Origin of the sequence: Paenibacillus amylolyticus, from assembly GCF_003719335.1 — a bacterium.
GTDB lineage: Bacteria > Bacillota > Bacilli > Paenibacillales > Paenibacillaceae > Paenibacillus > Paenibacillus amylolyticus_D.
The window spans coordinates 142,570-162,018 of the sequence record NZ_RIAS01000007.1 but is presented as its reverse complement, the minus strand read 5'-3'; the positions used below and the strand labels follow the sequence as shown (position 1 = coordinate 162,018).

Below are 19,449 nucleotides of genomic sequence, written 5' to 3'. Positions count from 1 at the left end.
TCCCTCAACTCTCCTGCCTTCTGCTTGCAAACCCCAATAATGATCGAATGATCCGATTAAATAGACCTTTACAAGCTTCTTTATTAAGTAAATGACCGCATGCGACAAGCGATAATTCAATGCCTTGCTCATTCTCCTCTGCCTGCAGCCGGATCAGGTTGGCACCTATCGATGCTTCGACAATGCCCTGTTCCGGGAACTCGCCGAACAGAATTATAACGGAGTTGGAGTTCCCGTTCTCACCAGATACCGCCTCTAAAAGGGAGTGCTGATTCCACTCCCGCTTTACCCTTTCGGAACGTTCAACCGCAGCAAATAAGGCGGGGAGATCCTCGATTTGGCTAACATCCACTTTTAGACGACAATGTTCGGCTTCGGAGATGTACTCTACCTCAGCCATGCTAGAATCCGATAATTCGCTTAATAGGTAAATATAAACGGCCAGTACGATTGTTTCGATGGAAGTGTGGTGGTAGACTGACTTATCAAGAAGCGCGGTCAGTGCCTCTCCTTCCAGACGATACTGATATTTCTTGTATAATGAAGTCTCCTCGCCGCTACTTTCAAAATATGAATCCGGGAATGCTACCCTGGCAATTGCAGCTTTCCCTTTCTTATCGATATAGCCCGCCAAAGCTTTGATGTTGGGCAAGGAGAACTGGGTCGTCATTGATACCGTATCCGGGAAACGTTTGTTAATTTGGGAATTCAACTGAATCAGCAAGATGGAATTTCCACCTAGATCGAAGAAGTTATCGTACATCCCGACTGCATTTGCGTCCACCCTCAACACCTGCGCCCAGATATGTTGAAGCTCCCTCTCCGTTTCGCTCGAAGGCATGTCGTCCCCTTCCCTAACAGATGCAAGGCTCGATGGATCAGGCAATGAATTGCGGTCAATCTTGCCATTGAAAGTGAGCGGTAATTGATCCAACACGACAAACCGTGCAGGCACCATATAGTTCGGAATCTGTTGCAATAAATACCCTCTAAGCTCAGATGTGCTCAGCTGTTTGTTGGACACGACGTAAGCGCATAAATACGTTTCTTCACCATCGTCTTTGCGTGCAGACACGACGCAATCCCGAATGGGCTCATATTCTCTGATCCAGTACTCGATTTCGTCAAGCTCGATGCGATGCCCGCGAATTTTGACTTGATGATCCTCCCTGCCCAGGAATTCAATCGTGCCGTCATCCCGGAATTTCCCGATATCACCCGTTCGATATAAGCGGGCATTCGGCTTGTCTGAGAACGGGTCTTGAACGTATCGTTCCGCCGTCAAGCTTTCCCGAGCCCAATACCCGCGCGTAACCCCGTCTCCCCCGATGTATAGCTCCCCGTAACCTCCGATTGGTGTCATACGTCTACGCTTATCCAGTACATAGACCTGCGTGTTTCCAATCGGTCGACCGATCGGGATCGTTCCTTCGATATTCATAAGCCTGTAGCACGTTGACCATACAGTTGTCTCCGTGGGGCCATACATATTATAGATTTCTCCGCTTGTCCGCTTCCGCAACGACTCCGCAAGCTGGGTCGGAAGCGCCTCGCCGCCAATGATGATTTTCTTCAAAGAACCCAAGAATGCTTGGGAACGTTCATCCGTCAGCAACATGCCTAATCGGGAAGGCGTGCATTGCAACATCGTAATCTTTCGACTGGCGGCCTCCTTCTGAAGTTGCTCGTTATCTGGACGAAAACGTTCTTTCAACGCAGCCAATCGGTGTAAGCTGTCCATAACGGCTTGTTTCTCAACGCCAAAATCGATGAGACAGGCAGCCTCGTCCACGCCGAGCACCGAAAGCTGTTCAATTAATTCCGAGCAGCTATCGGAAGTGCCAAGCAAAGCCGCCGTATCCCAATACTTTTCGAATGCCATTTCCAGCACTTTCTCGATGACCTCCGGGTCTTCAAGCGCAGCAGGGTCAATGGCAAAATCCTCGGCCAAATTTTTGATAAGGCTTAGACTGGAGCGCAGGTAATCGATAAAGGGCTTGCGAACGATTTCTTTGACGGATTCCATGTCTTCGCCGATAAACGTATGAAGCATTAGCGCTACTTTGCCGCTGTGTGGCTCAAACCCGTTCTCCTTCAACGCACGGCGATAAAGACTTATGTTATCTTTCAGCTGATCAAGATCTTGTCCAAGCAGATGCGTTAATACGTTCGCGCCCATTTTCCCCGCTTCAATGAAAGAATCGCGGTTGCCCCCAGTCGTAATCCATATCGGCAATTCCTTCTGAATCGGCCTGGGATACGTTTTAACCTCAATGGATTTATCGAAACCGTTCTGGCGGGTCACCGATTCCCCTCTCCATAGCGACCGCACCTGTTCAATTTGCCGGACCATCTCTTCTTTGCGCCCCTGGTACTTATCTGGTGAGAACACAAAATCGTCCGCATGCCAGCCGGAAGCGAACGACAATTCAACTCTTCCCTTCGATAAGTTATCGACAACAGCCCATTCTTCGGCGATTCGTATTGTGTCATGCAACGGTGACACCACGCTTCCCGAACGAATTTTCAGTCGGTTCGTAACCATCGCCAACGCCGCGGATACTACCGATGGATTAGGATACAGCCCCCCGAATTCATGGAAGTGCCGCTCTGGCGTCCATACACCACGAAATCCATGTTGGTCCGCATACGTTGCAGTTTCCAGCAAAAGCCGATATTTATCGGTTTCCTGAGCGTGATCATAGCTAGAGAAGAAAAACAGGCTAAATTCCATTGAAGCAACGCGGCTTGGTTGCAGGTATGCGTCAAAATCCTCCCACTGCGTCCCGTCATTAGGATGAATGGTCACTTGAACGCCGCGGCTTAATGTCCATAGCAACTCCAAGACCGATATGTCAAATGAAACGGTCGTTAAAGCCAACATCGCATCATTCGCATCCGGCTTTAATTGTTCGTCCATCGCGGCAAAGAAATTAATTACGTTTCGATGCTCGACCATTACTCCCTTAGGCTTTCCGGTTGAACCCGATGTATAGATGATATAAGCTAAATCCTCAGCGACAGCTATGGATGGCAAATTATGCGAAGGCTGCTGATTAATCCGCTCCTGTTCGTTATTTGCTATAAGAACAATGGATGCATCTCCCGCAATAAAAGCATATTGGCTTTGCGTAAGGATGAGCTTAGACTCGCTGTCTTCCAGAACCGACCGAACACGTTCGGGAGGCATCGTGGGATCGATCGGCAAATACGCTGCACCTGATTTGAGGATAGCTAATATGACAATTACCATCTCTAACGAGCGATCCATCATAAGGGCTACGCGATCGTTCGGCTGAACGTGGTGGACTTCACTTAAGAATCTAGCAAGTTGATTGGCTCGGCGATTTAACTCTTCAAAGCGCATTTCCTTACCTTTATAGCATAGTGCCACCCTGTCCGGATGATCTGCTGCTTGAGCCTCGATGCTACCGTGGATAGTTTGATCGGAATCATAGACGATTCGAGTATCGTTAATAGTTTTCAACATTTGTATTTCATTCTCGGTAAGCACAGTAATCTCATCCAGCAAGACGTCTGGATTAGCCGTAACCGTTCGAAAAAAATGAATTAAATGATGATGGATGCGCTCGACTTGGTTAGCCTGGTAGGCTACTGTATAGTCAATACGAACGGAAATGCATTCTTCTCTTTTTTCAAAATGAAACCATATATCGCTTTCGACGCTCTTCCGGATCTCCATGTTTTTATGATGCAACGTATCTAAGGATACGATCGTTTGGAGCAACAATTTGCCGTCCGGGCTCGTCTCTAATGCCAACCGGTCGTACAGATGATGTGCAGGCACATTTCGGTTTTTCAAAGCTTCCGACAATGCGCCCTTTAAATAAAAGAGAAACTCTTTATAGGAATGTAGATCAGTAGTTTGAACTTCAAGAAACATTAGCGGACTAAGAAATTCCGGACTCTCGTCTTCATCGACTGCTGGCATACCCACCACGACCCGATTTTGGTTCGTATACAATTCCATCAAATACCAGACACCGGAAGTTAACAAGACGTAAAGCGCGTAATCGGAGCTCCCACCCATAGACAGAAGACTTCTCGATAGATCTCCAGGCAATTCAAACTGTATGAATGGATTGTTTGCTTCATCCATACTTTCGTTTGTCGTGAACCCATTCGTCGCATCGATCACAAACAATACCTCCATGTATTAATGGTGACAAGTGAATGGCTGTTGCCCTAACATTCGTGCAGATAGGGTGCCGCTTGCTCAGGCCGCATGCAGAATATATTACTCTCCTGACCCAGTTGCCCTAGGGTTACTTTTTGTACCAAAACGCCTTGTTTCGCCATATAGAAGGAGTAACCTATTGGCTCAAGGAATTGCCGTATTTCCTCGAATGCCTGTTGATCCAAACATTCGAGCATGAGAATAGGATGACATGCGCATATCATCTGCTTTGCACCTTGCAGTATAGCTAGTTCATGGCCTTCAGCGTCAATTTTAATAAAATGTACATTTGTTAAGCTATTGTCCTGAACAAATCTATCCAAAGAAACCAATTGGCACTTCAGTCTGCTTTCGCTCACATATGGATTGGACGTTAAGGAGGCCAGTGTATTCAGATGATAACTAGGCACAAATAATTCTGCCCCCCCCTCTTTATTGCTGACGGCATACGGATGAACATGCAAGTTTCTGCAACCGTTCAGTTCCGCATTCCCAATCAGAGCCTGATTCGCATCATCCAACGGTTCGAAAGCATGGACTTCTCCGTTCCCGCCTACTAAATTGGCTAATAAAATTGAGTACCACCCCGCATTTGCCCCGATATCCAATGCGATATTCCCTTCTCCGACCAAACGTTGAACCATCGCTGTTTCATCCGGTTCTACGGTCCCTTTCTCTAATAACCAAACTGCCATATCCAGAATTTCAGGGTTCCATTTATACTTTCTGCCATCTTTGAGATGTATTAGCGTTATGTGCTCGGTAATTTCAATACTTGCGATATCGTTACGAATAAGCGTTCTCAAAGCGTCGGCCATCCCCGCAAAATTATGAATTTGATCCTTTAACTTGAGAAATTTCCCCTTGCTTATGTTTTCTGCAATTTGCATTTCTCTCGTATTCATTCATTCACCTTCCTTGTATATTCAGAATAACAGCCTATTAAACTAAAAGTTAAAATCAATGGATTGAATTTCTGGTGACACCTGTGTCCGTTGATCCTTGACGAGACGGACCAGTTCGTTAATCGTGATCTCCGGCCTATCCATAATATGAGTGATTAAGGATTGAAAATGATTACCTAGCATCAAAGCCGTCATTTCATGGAATAAATCGCGGTTGTATTCCAATCTGAAAGTGAACTGCCCGCTTTCCTCTTTGGATAATAAATTAAGATCGAATAAGCTTATCCCTTCCACTTCTTGAGGAATTTGATTCGAGAAATGGAACATGGCTGAGAATATCGGCGTTCTGCTCGGATCACGTTCAGGATTAATCTTAGAAACCAGCGTATCAAAAGGATACTGGCTGTTCGAAAAAGCTTTTAAGCTCTTTTGGCTCACATACTTGGCGAAATCTCTGAAGCTATCATTAGGCTGCAATCGGGCTCTTATACATACGGTATTCGTAAATAATCCAATTACTCGTTCTAAGTCAGCACGGCTCCGATTGGTAGTCGGCACGCCGACGATAATATCTTCATCTCTGGTCGATGCTTGCAACAAAACGAAATAGGTTGCCAGCAGCAAAGCTTGTATGGTTATGCGTTCGCGATGCGACATGGCTTTCACTTGTTGAGTCAGAACGTCCGAGAGCGTAAAGTGAACGGCTCCGCCCTTATAAGTCAGAAATTCCGGCCGCTTATAATCCGTGATGAAGTTTAGGAGTGGCAATGGCTTGGAAAGCTCATTCATCCAGTAGCCTTCCATTTCCAAATATCGGCTGCTGGATGCCAATTGCTCCTGTTCCGCAACCCAATCTACGTATTGCAGAGGAACTGGCTCTAATTCGATTTCATGGCCGGTTATCAGCCCGTTATAGATTTCAAACAGCTCGTTACTGAATATATTCATACTCCAACCGTCTGTTATGATGTGATGGATGTTGACGTAGAGTTCATACCTTCGCTCATGAAGCTTGTACAATTTGATTCGCAACGGGACCTCGCCTAGATCCATCGGCAAACTATTCTGATGCCTGATTTGGCTTGCTAGCTTAATATGCGGCGAGTCCTCCGTCGAAAGATCGATCATTTCCGATACAGTGTCTGCGCTCGGTTTAATGATTTGCCTTGGCGCTCCGTTATCCTCAACGAAATAAGTTCTTAAAGACGCATGCCGCATTACAACCCGATTAAGTGCCTTATGGAAGAGGTCAAGCGATACTTCAGCTTCAATGGACAGCGTTGAGATGAGGTTATACGCTGTCATTTCGGGATTCATTTTTTGTATAGCCCAAATTCTTTTTTGTGCATGCGACAATTCAAACGCCGAACCTATCATTGCTTGATTCATATAGCTAAGACCTATAGTCGTTTCGTTCGCGCTTCTCGTGTCAATGAGTTCGGACAATCCCGATACCGTCATATTCGCGAACAGGTCGCTGATCTGAAGACTTATGTTTAATTCTTTGCCTATTTGATTTGCGATCCTCAAAGCAATAATCGAATCGCCGCCGAGAGAGAACAAATCGTCGTGAATGTTTATCTTGGTCAACCCCAACATTCTCGACCATATATCTGCAACCTTCACTTCCGTCGCCGTGTAACTGCCGTTATCTTTTCCCTCGATGCTTATGGCGGCAGGCAAGGAGTCAAGTATCGCTACGGACCTCATACCGGTTCCTAGCGAACCCTCGGCGTTACGAACGGGCGGAGACTGAGGCTGAACAGTACCCATTCGAATCCATTGATTCATCCGCTCGGCCAAAGATCCGCTCGATACAACGACATGATCATACTTACGATTGCCCATGACAATGATGCGGCTGAGGGCCTCAAGTCCTTCATCGTACGCCATTGTATAATGATCTAATGTCGACCTAAGCGATACATCACGTCTCTCCGACTGCCATGCATCCCATCCTATGCTGATCCAACGATTGACCGATGTCTGATTATGCTTGACGACGAAATGGTCAGCAAAGATGTTCGCAGCCGAATAAGCCGAGAAGCCGAGACCGCCAAGCACTGAAGATAATGAAGAGAAAACAACGCAAAAATCCAGGTTGTGTCCCTCGAAAATTCGGTCCAGTACTTGAAGTCCTTTGACCTTTGCTTGAAACTGCCCTTCGAAGTGAGGGATTTGAATACGATCAATGAGTTCAATCGATTCCCCTTCCAAAATACCTGCAGCGTAAATAATACCTTTGATAGGACCGGATACGGCCTCAACATCCTTAACCTTCTCCGACATGGCCTGCTCATCCGCAATGTCCGATTGAATGAGCGAAACCCTGGCTCCAAGCGCTTCCAAACGCAAGATTTTCTCCATTTTGGCGCGGACCGAAACCTCCAGGTCGCCGGAGACGAGCATACGATCCCAATCCTTTCTCTCTGGAAGAACTGTCCTTCCTGCAAGAATCAAATGAACATGAGCAATATTCGCAAAGTATTCTGCAACGACAAACCCGATATTTCCCAGCCCGCCGACAATGAGATAATTCCCGGCCTCCTGAACGATCGCAGAGGCATCCTCTCTTCCTCCGAACGATCTTGATTCTTCAATTTGTTGAACGAGTCGCTTACCATGTCTCATCGCTACAACGGGCTCCAAACGGTCAGCATTAAATTCCTCCAGCAGTCTAGCTGCTAATGTGGTACCCGCCGGGAGGTCAGCCATATCCAAATCCACACACTGGCAGCTGATATTCATATACTCCTGCGGAATTACTTTGCAGCCAGCGAGCACAGTCGCCTTATCAGGGTTAAGTGATTCATTGCCCGTAATGTCAAATAACTGGTCTGTTACAGCCTGAATTTTCGTTCCATCCGTCATCCCAAGCCTGCCGATTGTTTTCGATAAGAGAATCAAGCTGTATAATCCATTGACCTGCGCCGTCTCAAAGCTACTTGAGTTATTAAGTCCCCATAAGTGGACAATATTCACAGAGACCGCTTGTTTGAGAATCGGGGTTTCGAACAAAGTAACATAATCGTTTTGATCACCCACTCGCATGGACACTTCATGCGGATTAGTCACTTCGTAACGAAACGAGGCAGAAACCGCAATCACCGTGTTGCCCCCCGCTCGCAATTGATCGATTATGCTTGTGCCTATACCATGGGAATCCATAAATACAACCCAAGGTTTCTGTTGACTGGTCGGGAATGGTTGAGTAGCAAGCTTCAAATATTTCCAAGTCGCCGTGTAGAACCAATCGGATAGATTCCTTTTATGAATTGAAAGCCGCTCGTCAGACGGTCCGATATTGACCTCAGGCCGGCTCGTCTCTTCCTTCGCCACAACCCAACGGCGTTCCGCCGAGAAGGGATAGGTCGGCAGACTCACCTTCTTGACATCGATCCCCTCATAAAGCTGTTCCCATTCGACCTCATGTTCCGACATATAGCTCTCAACTGCACACTTTATCCTGGGATCCTGAATCTCAACGATACGAACTTCTTCCCCTTGAACTGCACAATTGTAATGTACTCCTTGCACGGATTGCGAACTCTGTTTCGGGTCAGTCGCAATGCCTTTCAATTTGGCAAGCAAGTCTTCCTTACTGCTCGCCACAACAGCCAAACGACATGCATATCGGCCTCTTCCCGTATTCACGGTATAGCAGATATCGGCCAAACGACTTAATTCTGCCTTGGTCTCAAGGAAATCCACATATTCGAGCATAAGCCTATGCATGGCGTCTTCATCCCGAGTGGAAAGCGTAAACAAATGGCTTGTCTCCGTATGGTCAACCCTAGACAGAACAAGGCTCGGCGCCTCTTCCAATACGATATGACAGTTCGTTCCGCTAAGACCGAAAGAACTGACGCCGCAATGTCTTGGCGCGTTCCCTCGCGGCCACACTTGCATTCGATCATTGACATATACGGCGGTCTCTTCGAGTCGGATACTGCGGTTTGGACGATTAAAGTGTAAGGTTGGCGGCAGCACCTGGTGTTTAAGGGCCATAATCGCCTTCACAAGTCCGGCCACTCCGGCAGCATGGTCGAGATGACCGATGTTCGATTTTACAGATCCGATCGCACAGAACTGCCGCTTATCGGTATATTTTGAAAAAGCTCTTTGAATCCCATTGATTTCGACAGGATCTCCCAGCCTTGTTCCTGTTCCATGCGCCTCTAGATATGCGATGGATTCCGGCTGGATGTTCGCGTCTTCCCAAGCGGCAATCAGCAGTTCTTCCTGCGCTGAAGGGTTGGGAGCGCTGAGGCTGGATGATCGCCCATCTTGATTCACCGCACTGCCTTTGATAATCGCTTCGATATGATCTCCGTCATGCATGGCTTTCCAAAGCGGCTTAAGCAATAGACAAGCGACACCCTCGCCAAATCCCGTTCCGTCAGCTTGGTCATCGAAGGTCCTTGTTAAGCTGTCGGAAGATCTAATTCCAATATCGGTTTCCATACTTGCAACTAGCGGCAGCAAATTAATCTTGACTCCGCCGGCAAGCGCCATATCGCACTCCCCGTTACGAATGGATTGACAGGCCATATGGATGGCAACCAAAGAGGAAGAGCATGCCGTATCTACCAGCATGCTCGGGCCTTTCAAATCCAATAAGTAAGATAGCCTGCTTGCAATGACGGACTTAATATTGCCCGGAATCGATAGCCCCTCCTGATCAGGTGCAAGGAGCCGAATATAGTCCTTGTAGGACTCCCCAAAGTCGGAGCTGAAGCCGACGAATAATCCTGTTTTGGTTCCAATGATTCGCTTGCCGCCGTAACCTGCGTCTTCAAGAGCCCCCCACGCTGCCTGAAGAAACAACCGTTGGTTAGGGTCCATCAACTCCGCTTCTTTGGGAGACAAGTGGAAAAACTCAGCGTCGAACCCGCTGATATTGTCTAGGAATCCTTCAAAGGAATACTCCCATTCGTTCTCCGCCAAACCCAAATATTTCATTCTGGACATAAAAGCCTCCGGGTCAGGCTTACGTTGTTCCGGCAATTCTCGAATGCACCACTCGCCATTTACGACCATTTGCCAATAATTCTCTAGGTTGTTGGCTCCTGCCACTCGCCCGTCCATGCCAATTATCGCGATATCATGCTTGGATACCGTAGAAGGTGAGGGCGATGGGAGCCCATCCTCGTTTTGTTCCATGCTCCAATCAAGCAATCTCTTACGCATTAACAGCTTCACCATCCTCTACTCGGTTCAAGAATGTACACCTTGCATCGATATGAATTCCGCTAACAAATGCCCGGTGCCTGTCTCGGTAAGTAGCTGGTGAAAACGCTCTTCCTGCTCTTCTTGAGGTACCCTCTTTGTAGCAAACACACTCTTTAACATAAGAATCGCTTCTTTCATCTGTTCCAAGCTTGGTTTCGAATTCGACTTGTCCAATTCGTCTTGCATTTCCTGGATACGACGATACGGAATAACTACCCCCTGCTTATACTCTTCGTTATCCCAGTTTTGGTTGCGAGTCGCCACCGCGATACCCAAACAGCGGGTCACGACGGTCGGTACCCGCTTCAGCTCTGAGGCAACCTGAACGGCAAACTCCTTACGGTCATTCTCGTGGTCATACGAATAGGTTTTTATCGACGTATCGCAATCCCGCATGAGATTTTTCAGCACGGATTTCGGTCCAAGTTCCAACGCGTGAGTAACCCCAACTTCACTTAGATGGCTGACCGTTTCGTACCAGCGAACCGGCATGGTCATTTGATTTGTCAGATTCGTTATGATTTTCGTGGAATCTCTGTATACTTTCGCATCGACGTTCGATACCATTGCCCATATCGGATTTCTGAACTTATATTGTTGAAGTTCTTCTCTGAATTGGGCGGCAGCAGGTGCCATTAATGGACTATGGAACGGTGCACTTACATTCAGTGCCCTGACCACTGCACCTTTCGCAGCTAATTGCTCTGATACACGTTCAACGTCCTCGGCCAGTCCGGAAATGACAACCTGCCGAGGCGAGTTATAGTTAGAAACCGCGACATTCCCCGCATCCGAACAAGCCGCCTCCACGTCATGAACATCGACTTCGCTTACGGCGGCCATCGCACCTTGACCGATGCCGACCGCCTCTTGCATGAATCTGCCTCTTGCTCGTACGATTCGCACTGCATCCTCGAAGGCGATGGCACCCGTACATGTCAATGCGGTAATTTCTCCTAAGCTATGGCCTGCGAAATATGCAGGCAGAATGCCGATCTCCTGCATATACTGTCGAAACATCGCTACACCGGCAGTAAGCAACGCTGGTTGCGTGATCTCCGTCCTTGACAATTCGGAGTGGGGATCTTCTAAGCAGATTTGGGTCAAATTGATGCCTAACGCCTCGCTGGCCTCATCAAATGTCGACTTCACGATGGCGTGATCAGCGATGAGCGACTTACACATACCTACATACTGCGAACCTTGACCGGGGAATAACAATGCAATTTTTATCAACTATATCAGTCCTTGTCTTTATGATTTAATCATTTCCTCTATGTTCGAAAGAAGCTGTCGGAAAGCTTGAAATAATCTGTTGACGGCTTGCATGCTCACACGCGAGGTCATGTTCTCGCAAGATACATGAATGACTCCGCCAGCAAGCCAAGCTCTAAAAGCTATATCATAGCGGCCGGGTACGGCTCTGGTAGCATGTTGAACTAATACAAAGTAAGCGTACCCATCCGGCTTGACGATTGGCGGATCGGCAACCTTCTCTGAGTGAAGAAGCCCTTTTGCGGCAGAGGCTATGACATCGGAGAAGTGTTCCGCATCCAATAACTGAACCACAAAGGAGTTAACCGAAGCTCCTGTCTGTATGTTGATTGAAACCTCGTCCTGATTTATCACATCTGCCAGCAGGTACGCATAGATGGCAGCAATGACATCGAAGTGCTGTACGCCGTACCGATTCGAAATGCGCGTGATCGCCGAAGTTTCATCCGCAGTGAGCACGAATTGCATGATTTCCTGCCTAACTGTACCGGCTTCGGCAAGGAAATAAAGCTCCGGAAGTTTCACGCCATGCACTTCTTTCCCGGATACGGAATTTGCCTTCAGTGTTGACTCGATCTGTCCGGCCAGCTGTCCGATCGTCGGGAAACCAAACAAGTCTGCCACAGTGATCACGCCCGGATACAGCTGTTCGATCTGTTCAGCCAACAGGACGAGTATGAGCGAATTCCCACCGGATTCTAAGAAGCTATCATGCAACCCGATTGATCCTATACCGACTAGAGCATTCCATATCTCTATCAACGCTTTCTCGACCTCTGTCGCAGGCGCTACCGATTGCTTCTCTTGTTCAAGCTGAGGTTGCTTGGCCTGAAGCGCCTTCCGATCTATTTTTCCGTTTGGCGTATGCGGCAGGGTATCCAGTTCTACAAATACAGCAGGAATCATATAGTCTGGGAGTTTGTTTGCTGCATGCCTTCTAATATGAGCTGTATCAATTGATTGATTAGCGGTGTAATACGCCGCCAGGTATTGCAATCCCGCATTGGACTGGCATGGGACTACAACGGCTTCACGCACATCCTCAAACTGATTGAGAATACTTTCAATTTCACCTACTTCAATCCGGTATCCTCTGATCTTGACCTGGCTATCCAATCTTCCCAAGAATTGAAGCCTGCCATCCGGCAACCATTTGACGGAGTCGCCTGTCCTGTACAGGAGCTCATTATCTGCAAACGGCGAACGAATAAACTTCGTGCGGGTCAGTTCAGCATTGTTCCAATACCCCCTTGAGACCCCATCACCAGCAATACACAGCTCGCCCGGGATTCCAATGCCGAGCAATCGGCATTCCGTGTCCACAACATAAACTCTCGTATTGGCAATGGGCTTGCCTATTGTAATTTCGCTACTCGTATCCAGCCGATCAAGCAATGACCATACAGTCGTTTCCGTCGGCCCGTACATGTTGTAGATCCGTGCTTGTGTCGTTTCACGGAGCCGATGCAACAAGGAGTGCGGAAGCATCTCTCCTCCGATGAGGATATTCTTCACGGTCTTTAGATGACTGCTGACTTTGACACTTCCAAGGAAATACTGCAAGCGGGATGGCGTCAGTTGGATAGTATCAATGGGCACCTCATCAAGCAGCTTGGCCAAGCTGTCCGGATCTTTACTCTGCTGATCGCTTGCGAGAACGACTTGCATGCCCATCGTGAGCGGCAACAACGTTTCCAACACGAAAATATCGAATGATAGGGTTGTTAGAGAAAGCACCGAGGAGTCAGGAACGAACGGAATGGTATCCGTTATTCCAACTATGAAATTAACGACGTTACGATGCTCGATCATTACCCCTTTCGGATTGCCCGTAGAACCAGATGTGTAAATCACATACATTAAATCGCTGCCTTCGCTTGCCGTTCTAGGAGCCGATAGGTCATTCTCCACAGGTACCATCCCTGCATCTCGCCCAAGAATAATCATCTCTCCTTCGAATCTTACTCTGCCTGCGAGGTCCTCCTGTGTCAGCAACAACCGGCTGTTGCTGTCCTCAAGCATATAATTCAGCCTCTCAGATGGGTAAGTGGGATCTAACGGCACATAAGCGGCTCCGGCTTTCAACGTTGCAAGGATCGCCACCAGCAAATCCGCTGACCTCTCGAGCATAATTCCCACGAAGTTCCCTTTGCCGATTCCTTTGGCTCGCATGTAGCCCCCCAAGCGACTCGACTTTTCGTTCAAATCCCTGTATGTGATGCAATCCGTTCCGCATCTGACCGCCATCCGATCCGGATACCGCTCCGCTTGATTCTCAAACAGAGCATGAACGGTAGCTTCTCGATCGTACTCCCGTCGCGTATCGTTAAAATGCTGCGTTATTTGTAAGCGTTCCTTTTCCGTCATGATATCAATGGAGGATATCGGCACCTCAGGATCATTTGCTACCTGCATAGCAATTTGCACGAAATGCTCCGACATCCGCTCAATCGTTCGTTCTGCGAACAACGCTGAAGAGTACTCAAAATGAAGTATGATTTCTCCTTCCATTTCTTCCGCCTGCAAAGTCAAATCGAATTTGGAAATGTCGGGCATGTAAGCGAACGCCTCAAACTTCAGCCCTGCCATCTCATTGACTTCGTGTTTCGTATTCTGAAGCACAAATAGCGTGTCAAAGAGCGGGTTTCTACTCAAGTCGCGTTGCACATTCAACTTCGTGACCAAATCCTCGAATGGATAATCCTGATGCTCGAAAGCAGTAAGCACTCGTTCTGCGACCTCTACCAAGAAAGAACGGAACGTTTTCTGTCCAGAAGGATAACTCCTGATCGCGAGCGTATTAATGAATAGCCCCATCATATCTTCCAAATCCATATGATTTCTTCCCGCCGTTGGCGTGCCAATCACGATGTCTTCTTGTGAAGTATACTTGGACAGCAATGTGTAATAGACCGCCAACAATAGTGAAAATAGCGTCGTGGAATGCTTACCAGCCAGCCTCTCCAGTTCGCTCGTCAATTTTTTATTTATTTTGTGAACGAAACGCTTCCCTTCATATCGTTGAATCGGCGGCCTTGGATAATCTGTGGGCAGATTGAGCAAAGGCAATTCTCCGTTGAAGACAGACAACCAGTATTGTTCTTGGTGCTTCATGATATCGGACCGCAGTAGCTCATGATGCCAAATCGCGTAGTCCTTGTACTGCAACGGTCGTGGTTCAAGCTCGTCCCCGTTGTATAAAGCCGTAAGCTCGCGAATCATGATGCCTGTCGTCCAAGGACCGTCTGATATAATATGGTGCATATCCAAGAGCAGATAATGTGTCTCCTTATCGACACGTAGCAATTTACTGCGAATTAACAGGTCTTCTTTTAAACGAAACGGTCGAACGAATTCTTTCAGCTTGCTCTCCAGTTCATGCTCTTCGCAAGTTTCGCAAGGTATGTCCAGCGTCATTAGTTCTACCATTCGCTGTACCGGTTCTCCGTCGACTAGTTGGAACCGTGTCCTGAGGATCTCATGTCTTTCTACAATGCTGCCCAGACAGTTGCATAATTTTTCTGTATCCAAGGGTCCTTCCAATCGATAAATCATTGGCATATTATAACTGATCGAATCCCCTTGTATCTCCGAAAGAATGTACAATCTTCTCTGCGAAGCCGTTGTCGGGTAATAAGTTCGCTCCTTAACTCGAGGAATAGGCGTATATGTCTCCTGCTCCGCCGTTCGTATATAGTCAGCGATACCACTAATCGTTTGCCTATCAAATATTTCCCTCAAAGGGATCTGTACATGAAATCCCCGATGAATGCGGAAGGCCATCATCATAGCGCTTAAAGAATGACCTCCAAGCTCAAAGAAATTGCTGTTGACCCCGAAGTCTTCGCGCTCCAGTAGCTCCTTCCAGATGCCATGCAGCCGATTCTCTAGAGCACCTGATGGAAGGCTGGCATCTCCCGTGTATGCGCGAGCCATCTTTGATAGTTTCTTTCGGTCAACCTTGCCGTTAGGTGTCAAAGGCAACCGATCTAAAATGAAGAATTCGCTCGGTATCATGTAGAGCGGAAGTTCTTGGCGAAGATGACGAATAAGCTCGGCATTTGTAACCTCCCCAGAGGCAACGACGTACGCGGCAAGCGTCATATTCCCTTCCGATCCTTCCCGCCCGGCAACGACTGCTTCTTCCAAATGTGGGTGACGATGCAGTACAGTTTCAATCTCGCCAGGCTCAATTCGGTACCCTCGTATCTTAAGCTGGTTATCTTTCCTTCCAACTACTTCCATACTTCCGTCACGATGCATGATACCTAGATCTCCCGTACGGTATATCCGGTCAGACTCTATTTTAGAAAATGGATTAGGAATAAAGCGTTCTGCCGTAAGAGCTGAATTATTCCAGTATCCATCGGTAACCCCCAGACCGGCTATGCATATTTCGCCGACGGTATTGAACGGCAACGGACTAAGGTCGTCATCTAGTACATAGATTTGCGTATTAGCAATAGGTCTGCCTATAGATACCTGCTGATCAGCTTGAATCTCATATGCCGAAGACCAGACCGTCGTTTCAGTCGGTCCGTACATATTTAAAATTCTTGCATCGGTGACCTCGCGCAACTCGCGAATGAGCCTTTCATCCAGCTTCTCGCCGCCAATTAAAATCGTCTTCAACGAACGAAGGAACTTGTGTGACTCCTTATCCTGTAGCATGATCTTTAATCTGGAGGGCGTACATTGCATTTGGGTAACCGGTCGGAGCTGCCGTTCTGACTGACGTGCCTCAATTGTTCCGTCAAACTTGCCTTTCACCTGGTTCAAGTGCTCTAGCCCTTCCCTGATATCTGCTTCGGACAATCCAAAATCGACTAAACAAGCGATCTCGTTGACGCCCATTCGACTGAGTTTCGAGACTAAGGAGGAACAGGTTTCCGGGGTGCCGAATAGCGCTGCCCTGGACCAATATTTCTCGAACGCCAGCTCGACAAGCTCGTCTGTCCTCACTTTGGATCCAAGCCAACTCTCAACATCTGGAATGTCAAGACTTTGTGCCAAATTCTTCATTAATCCAATGCTGGAACGGATATATTCGCAGAATGGTGACTTGATCTTTGCTTTCACAGCGTGCTCGTCGTCCCCGATAAACGTGTGTAGCATAATTGCAACCTTGGATTTACTGGAATCATAGCCGTACTCTTCAAGCGTCGTTCGGTAAACTTTAATATTCTCTTCCAGATCTTCAACTTCCTGACCCAACAAATGCGTAAGAATATTCGCGCCGATTCGGCCAGCCCGAATAAAGGTATCGCGGCTTCCCGCGCTCGTAATCCACATCGGAAGTTCGGCTTGCAACGGTCTAGGATATGTCTTGATACTGACTGGTTTGCCGGACCCGTTCAGAAACTGATGCTCCTCTCCCCGCCAAAGCTTCTGGATCACATCGACTTGCCCGAACATCTCATCGACCCGGTTATCGTACCTCTCGGGGTAAAATACAAAGTCATCCGAATGCCAGCCGGAAGCGAATGCCAGCTCGACGCGGCCGCCGGAAAGATTATCGACGACGGCCCACTCCTCCGCAACGCGGGCAGGATGATGAAGCGGAGCTACAACACTACCCGAACGGATGCGTAGCTTATTCGTCTTTACAGCTACAGCAGCTGACAGAACAGACGGATTAGGGAACAGGCCTCCAAATTCGTGAAAGTGCCTCTCCGGGACCCACACTGCTTCAAAGCCGTTCTGATCGGCGAATTGCGTTGTTTCCAAGAATAGCCGATACTTTTCCCGCTCGTCCTCTGCGCCATAATTCGAGAAAAACAATAGGCTGAAAGATACTTCATCCATCTGCCCGACGCGTAAAAACGCATCGTACGAATGATTCATTACATGGTCCTCGGGCTTAAGGACAACCTGTATCCCTTTCGATAACGTCCACAATAATTCAAGTACGGATATATCGAATGATACCGTCGTTAAAGCGAGAAATGCCTCGTTCATCGAAGGCCGGATCACCGCATCCATACCGGTTACGAAGTTGAGGACATTACCATGGGTAACCATGACGCCTTTCGGTTTTCCTGTTGAGCCTGAAGTATACATCAAGTAGGCCAGATGATCCCCGTGAATCGGGGTTGCAACTGCCTCTGCCATAAATCCCGGATCGGCCGTCCCCTCTATGACTTCGATAACGTGCAACGCATAGCCTTCAAGCCTTGCCACCAAATCGCGCTCCGTGACTACCCACTTTGTTTGACTGTCCGTAATCATATGAGCTATGCGATCTTCAGGAAAGTTCGGGTCAATTGGCAAGTATGCCCCGCCTGCCTTCAATATCGCAAGCATGCCAACCACTAGATTAATGCTACGGGAGTGCATGAGCCCAACGATGCAGTTGGGGCCTACACCATGGTTGCGCAAGATGAAGGACGTCTGCTTCACTCTCGCCATAAGCTCCGAATAGGTGACCGACTCATCTTGATATACGATTGCGATTTGTTCTGGATACAGCTCAGCCTGTTTATCAATTAAATCCACGACTGTCTTGTTTATTGGCAAGTCCAAGCTGGTTGCATTGTGCTCATACAGCAACTTGTGAAGCTCTTCCTCCGTAATGAGCCGAATACTCCGCAACTGCTCGTCAGACTGCGCCACCACAGCTCGTAGCATGTGGACGTAATATCCAGCAATCCTCGTTGCCACAGCTTCCGTATACAAAGAGCTGTCATACTCCAATCGACCCTGCAAATCCGTAGACGAATAGCGGAAAGCAAAGAGCGTTCCGCAAGCAATTTGATCTTCCCATCCTGCAGGGCTAATATTCTCAAGCATGAACATGCAATCCGACAGAGGAAAACCTTCCCCCGATTGATCAAGGTTGAGCTTATCCCACAATACGTCCGTTGGATAATTCTGATGTTGAAATGCTTCATGAGCGGTAACCTTAACTTTCGAGAGCAATTGCTTAAAACTGAGTTCGCCATCTACGCTTTCTCTTAATGGGAGGACAGCGTTAAGCCAACCGTTCTCGAGCTTGCCCATATGGTGCATCGGGGAGCCAATAATAAGATCCCGGCGACCCGTGCATTTATACAACAACGCGAAGAGAACGCTTACCAATAACACGTGGATGCGTTCCTCAACTCCCCCGCAGATGGCATTCACTTTATCAAATATTTCCGTAGGGATAATGATATTCGCTTGTTTACGTTCCCCAGACACAGCCGTATCGGTCAATTCATACGGAATGTGGGTATGGTCTTCGACGCCTGACAGTTTGCCCAGCCAGTAAGCTTCTTCAGCAACAAGTTGCTTGGCAATTACTGTTTTTTCGGTCAGCATCTCTCTCATCAAGATTCTCTTCTCCCCTTTATCCCTCTTACCGCCAGAAACTTCTTATCGCTTGTTTGAAATATATGGTCCCACAAGGTAATAAAAAAAGAATAGTTGCACTTGTACAAATCATGATGTTTCAAATGGTATGTGCCTATTGATAGCCATCGGGTGATGATGCCCCTGATTCTCGGGTTGTGATCAACAACCTTACCAGCTAAGAACACTTCATAAGCATAATGAAACGCCAGCAGTATCCCTCCTGGAATCGGATCGATGAAGGTAAGTACAATTAGGGGTGCTGTCAGCGTTATCCAAACATCCAGCGAAGCCTTCAAGCCCCCGAACCAAAAAAAATAGTTCGAAGGCTCAGGCCAATTTGATTCCCCGTACTTGACACGGTGATGCACGATATGGATTTTGTATAAAATGTTTTTCTTATGGGGAATATGCGCCAGCCGATGGACGCCGTACGAATACAGCGTCCAAATGAAGAAGTATGCAATCACTTTTCCGATCACGAATATCATTGACATCCTCCAGTCTCTT

At 47.7% G+C, this 19,449-nt stretch carries 6 protein-coding genes and 3 pseudogenes; all 9 read right to left on the bottom strand.

What is annotated here, in order from left to right:
- Positions 1 to 4 precede the first annotated feature (4 nt).
- Positions 5 to 841: an acyl carrier protein gene (locus EC604_RS31025; RefSeq protein ID WP_430538789.1), complete on the bottom strand. Its 837-nt coding sequence runs from the start codon at positions 839 to 841 to the stop codon at positions 5 to 7.
- Between the two features lie 72 nt (positions 842 to 913).
- Positions 914 to 2,719, bottom strand: a pseudogene (locus EC604_RS31020) (MupA/Atu3671 family FMN-dependent luciferase-like monooxygenase); the annotation flags it as partial.
- 123 nt (positions 2,720 to 2,842) lie between these two features.
- Positions 2,843 to 3,367, bottom strand: a pseudogene (locus EC604_RS31015) (AMP-binding protein); the annotation flags it as partial.
- Between the two features lie 129 nt (positions 3,368 to 3,496).
- A pseudogene (locus EC604_RS31010) lies at positions 3,497 to 4,120 on the bottom strand (condensation domain-containing protein); the annotation flags it as partial.
- 86 nt (positions 4,121 to 4,206) lie between these two features.
- Entirely contained in the window at positions 4,207 to 5,103 is an 897-nt protein-coding gene (locus tag EC604_RS14660; RefSeq protein WP_123064865.1) for an FkbM family methyltransferase, read from the bottom strand.
- 42 nt (positions 5,104 to 5,145) lie between these two features.
- On the bottom strand, positions 5,146 to 10,293 hold the full coding sequence (locus EC604_RS14655) for a condensation domain-containing protein (RefSeq protein WP_161556942.1): 5,148 nt from the start codon (positions 10,291 to 10,293) through the stop codon (positions 5,146 to 5,148).
- Between the two features lie 27 nt (positions 10,294 to 10,320).
- On the bottom strand, positions 10,321 to 11,571 hold the full coding sequence (gene fabD / locus EC604_RS14650) for an ACP S-malonyltransferase (RefSeq protein WP_123064863.1): 1,251 nt from the start codon (positions 11,569 to 11,571) through the stop codon (positions 10,321 to 10,323).
- Between the two features lie 18 nt (positions 11,572 to 11,589).
- The gene (locus EC604_RS14645; RefSeq protein WP_123064862.1) at positions 11,590 to 18,918 is read right to left on the bottom strand and encodes a non-ribosomal peptide synthetase; all 7,329 of its coding nucleotides are present in this window, start codon (positions 18,916 to 18,918) and stop codon (positions 11,590 to 11,592) included.
- Entirely contained in the window at positions 18,918 to 19,430 is a 513-nt protein-coding gene (locus EC604_RS14640; protein WP_123064861.1) for a sterol desaturase family protein, read from the bottom strand. Before EC604_RS14640 ends, EC604_RS14645 begins: the two co-directional genes overlap by 1 nt.
- Positions 19,431 to 19,449: the final 19 nt, after the last annotated feature.

Bases quoted from the DNA above. Each gene is read 5' to 3' on its own strand.
- EC604_RS31025 (WP_430538789.1), bottom strand. From the start codon at position 841: ATGCCTTCGAGCGAAACGGAGAGGGAGCTTCAACATATCTGGGCGCAG.
- EC604_RS14660 (WP_123064865.1), bottom strand. From the start codon at position 5,103: ATGAATACGAGAGAAATGCAAATTGCAGAAAACATAAGCAAGGGGAAA.
- EC604_RS14645 (WP_123064862.1), bottom strand. From the start codon at position 18,918: ATGAGAGAGATGCTGACCGAAAAAACAGTAATTGCCAAGCAACTTGTT.
- EC604_RS14655 (WP_161556942.1), bottom strand. From the start codon at position 10,293: ATGCGTAAGAGATTGCTTGATTGGAGCATGGAACAAAACGAGGATGGG.
- EC604_RS14640 (WP_123064861.1), bottom strand. From the start codon at position 19,430: ATGATATTCGTGATCGGAAAAGTGATTGCATACTTCTTCATTTGGACG.